The sequence below is a fragment of the Oleiphilus sp. HI0123 genome (assembly GCF_001635315.1).
Window position 1 is genome coordinate 1 of sequence record NZ_LWGE01001055.1, and the last position, 3,655, is coordinate 3,655.

Annotated in this window: 2 protein-coding genes and 1 pseudogene; 2 read left to right on the forward strand and 1 reads right to left on the reverse strand. The window is 44.8% G+C overall.

Annotation, left to right across the window (positions count from 1 at the left end; genetic code table 11):
- Positions 1-147: 147 nt before the first annotated feature.
- Positions 148-690 carry a DUF3750 domain-containing protein gene (locus A3761_RS09590; RefSeq protein WP_068510196.1) on the reverse strand — a complete coding sequence of 181 codons (543 nt, stop codon included), beginning with the start codon at positions 688-690 and terminating at the stop codon, positions 148-150.
- Between the two features lie 272 nt (positions 691-962).
- Here A3761_RS09590 and A3761_RS09595 point away from each other — a divergent pair, with 272 nt between their 5' ends.
- Entirely contained in the window at positions 963-2,495 is a 1,533-nt protein-coding gene (locus tag A3761_RS09595) for a cryptochrome/deoxyribodipyrimidine photo-lyase family protein (RefSeq protein ID WP_082865253.1), read from the forward strand.
- A 309-nt stretch (positions 2,496-2,804) separates the two neighbouring features.
- A pseudogene (locus A3761_RS09605) lies at positions 2,805-3,655 on the forward strand (IS3 family transposase); the annotation flags it as partial.

Genomic DNA, 3,655 nt, shown 5'->3' on the forward strand with positions numbered 1-3,655 from the left:
GCGCATTCTTGGTTGAGACGCATCATTTTGCTCGAGTGTCGCGAGTGTGCAATATTTAGCACTGGGGTCCTGGTTTTGCTTGGCCTCTTGCCTAGCGTTCATCAACAAAGTCATAGGTTGATATTCAGTCATAAACTCTTCGCCCTGTTAATCTACGTAACCACTGCCAATAGCACTAAAGGGAAGCTCCAAGCCCAGTTCGGGCACCTGCGCTGCTATCCAAGCTGGAAAGGTGTTGCTGTTCGGGCCAGGAAAAACTTTATACTCGTTAGCCCAGGGGTAACGTTCAGCTAAAGCAACTATTTCTTCGATCAACTCTTCTGCTTCGTCACCTCGCTTATCCAAAAGAATTTGGGGCTGACTACCAAACCAATACCTATCAGGAATATCATTCTCGACTCTCAACACAGACAGTCCTCGTTTGGCACGCCAACCTATCACTTCAAGAACGGTATATTCAGAAGCATCTCTTGCTTTCACCGCAATCCAAGTATGTATCGCAAACCAACCTCGCCACCCCCATGCATCGGCACCATATACCTGAATAACCGCTTCGGGAGTTTCGGTAGACAAAGGGGCGAGCCCGGAAGAGTCTCTAGACGCTTCTCGCCAGCTTCCCGTGCTGCACCCCACCGCTAACACACTGAAAAGTATCATACTAAATTGAATCAATGCCTTAATGGTAAACATCGTCTATTTCCCCGTTATCTTCTCCGTAAAAACAAGACCTTAGTCTTACAAGCACTGGGCTTACAAACAACACGCCTTTTCCTCCGACAGAAAGACATTCAGCCCCTTCTCCTCAGCACGCGTCTACTTTTTTAGACTCATTACCGTTAGAGGCTTTTCATCATTTAGTAAATGTACGTTTACCCCGTGGAATAGATCACTCTGTAGGTGATCTTTTTCCCCCTTCCAAACGTAAACGTAACAAACATCATAGTTAGGATTGAATAGAATTCATGTCAGCTCAAGGTTTACATCAACAAATCAGCGACTTACGAACCAAACAACCAACTCAAAACCAGGGCATTAACGTTGTATGGTTTAAGCGTGATCTCAGGTTACGTGATCATACTCCCCTGAAGGAAGCTTGTGCAGGCAAAAATCCCACCTTACTGATCTATATCTTCGAAGATCTGCTAATACAAGACCCTCACTACGACGTGCGCCATTGGCGTTTTATTTGCCAGTCTTTAGCCGATTTGAATCGTCAACTCAAGGCCTTTAACACGCAGATCCATTGCTTTCGGGGCAAGGTTCTTAAGGCGTTAGAGGAAATCCATAGCCATTTCACAATCAATCGATTATTCAGCTATGAAGAGACCGGTATACGTGCTACCTATGAGCGCGATAAGGAAATAGCTGATTGGCTAGCCAAACACCAAATAGACTGGCAAGAAAGCCCAACGGGCGGAGTCATTCGAGGGCTGACCCACCGAAGCAATTGGGACAAGCACTGGCACAGTATCATGCGCATGGGTTTAGACAATCCCGACCTTCGAGGCGCTAACCTTATTTCTCTAGCACATCATCATCCGAATGATGCAATGGAGCCTTCTTGGCTTGAAACGCATCCTAGGATGCAACATGGGGGTGAAAAATGGGCTGAGAGAACACTCGCTTCTTTTTTTAGATCAAGAGGTCAAGACTATGCCTATAAAATATCAAAACCACTTGAAAGCCGAAAGAGCTGTTCCCGCATGTCTCCTTACCTGGCTTGGGGAAATATTAGCCTGCGGCAGTTTTATCAGCGAACCTTACTTCATCGTCGCGAACAGGGGTGGCGTAAAACGGCGAATACCTTGTGTTCACGTTTGCATTGGCACTGCCATTTTATCCAAAAGTTTGAAAGTGAACATGAAATGGAAGAAAGACCTGTCAATCGCGCTTACGCGTTATTCAGCTATCGAGAAGACAATGATTCCCTTTGCCATCGCCAAGCTTGGCAAGATGGAAAAACGGGCTACCCCATTGTTGATGCATGCATGCGATGTTTAATCGAAACGGGTTATTTGAACTTTCGAATGCGATCCATGCTCGTCAGCTTTTTTTGTCATCATTTGCTGCAGGATTGGCGGCAAGGTGTACATTATCTAGCCAAGCTTTTTTTGGACTTCGAGCCCGGTATTCACTATGCGCAGTTTCAGATGCAGGCTGGCGTCACAGGCACAAATACCATTCGAATTTACAATCCAGTGAAACAAAGTCTAGAGCATGACCCTAATGGTGAGTTTATCAGAATGTGGCTACCGGAATTGGCTAAACTCCCAAACGAGCTGATTCACACGCCGTGGATGATGACTCCTATGGAAGAAACATTGTATGACCTATCTCTGGGAACCACGTATCCAAAACCAATTGTCGATATTAAAGAAACGGGAAAAATTGCTCGCCGCGAATTATGGGCTTTTCGTAAACGAACCTTCGTCAGACAAGAAAACAGCAGGATTCTTCACCGTCACGTACGTCCTAATAAACGGAAAAGAGACTAAACTGAACCGCTGTGTGCCACCTTAAGAAAAAACACTTTGGTGCTTTGAAGCAGGCTATTGCGAAGGCCTTACTCACCAAACTCTATTTTAACCCGCTATGGTTATTCAAGCACTTCCTCTTGATAATTTTTTTGAGTGGCCGTTATTCGACTTTCAGTTATTGTCGATTGCAACACTGCGCTTTATTGTCGATTTGCCTGTAGCAGTATTCGCCATTGTGACGATCCAAAACACGCCCCCTCGCAATGATCTGCTTTAATCAAACAGGACACTTCAATAAGGAATATAATCCAATTATTGAGGTGTTAAATGACAAAACGAAAGAACAGAAGTTATACAACAGAGTTTAAACAAGAAGCGGTTGCCCTGGTCACCGAGCAAGGCTATAGCGTTCCTAAAGCGGCTGCTTCATTGGGTATTACAGATAAGTTGCTCTACAACTGGAAAGCCAAGTTTGATGCGGAACAATCTGGTACTGGCTTAAATACAGATGAGCGTGCTGAATTGCTTCGGCTCCGAAAGGAAAATAAAGAGCTGAAGATGGAAAAGGAGATTTTAAAAAAGGCCAGCGCCCTCCTGCTGAAGGAAACCAAGTAAGGTTTCAAACCATTCAACAACTTTCCTCAGCATATCCTGTTATCAAACTTTGCAAAGCAATGGGTGTTAGCCGCTCAGCTTATTATGCTTGGCTCAAACGGCCAACTAAATCTATTACGCCAAAGCAGTTACATTTGTATAGCAGAGCTAAAACTATCTTCGAGAAAAGCCGAAGTAGTTTGGGTTATAGAGAACTGCGGAAACGATTGTGCAGAGAGGGCTTTGATATTACTGAATACAGCGCTCAAAAATTAATGGCTAAGCTTGGATTGGTCGTTACGCAACGCATTGCATACAAGGCAACAACTAAGCGTAAACACAGTGATGCTGTTGCAGATAACTTGCTGAACCAGAACTTTAATCCGGTTGGGCCAAATCAAATCTTGGCTGGCGATGTGACTTATCTGAAAACAGGCGAAGGCTGGATGTATCTCGCGATCGTCATGGATTTATTTTCACGCCGAATCGTTGGCTGGCAGATTGATAAGCGTATGACTACTGACTTGGTTAGTCGAGCTATGATCAGGGCATATAATCTGCGCCAGCCTCCTAAAGGCTTGGTG

What these genes read in the sequence shown, in the direction of transcription:
- A3761_RS09595 (WP_082865253.1), top strand. Translation starts at nt 963, where the DNA reads ATGTCAGCTCAAGGTTTACATCAACAAATCAGCGACTTACGAACCAAA.
- A3761_RS09590 (WP_068510196.1), bottom strand. Translation starts at nt 690, where the DNA reads ATGTTTACCATTAAGGCATTGATTCAATTTAGTATGATACTTTTCAGT.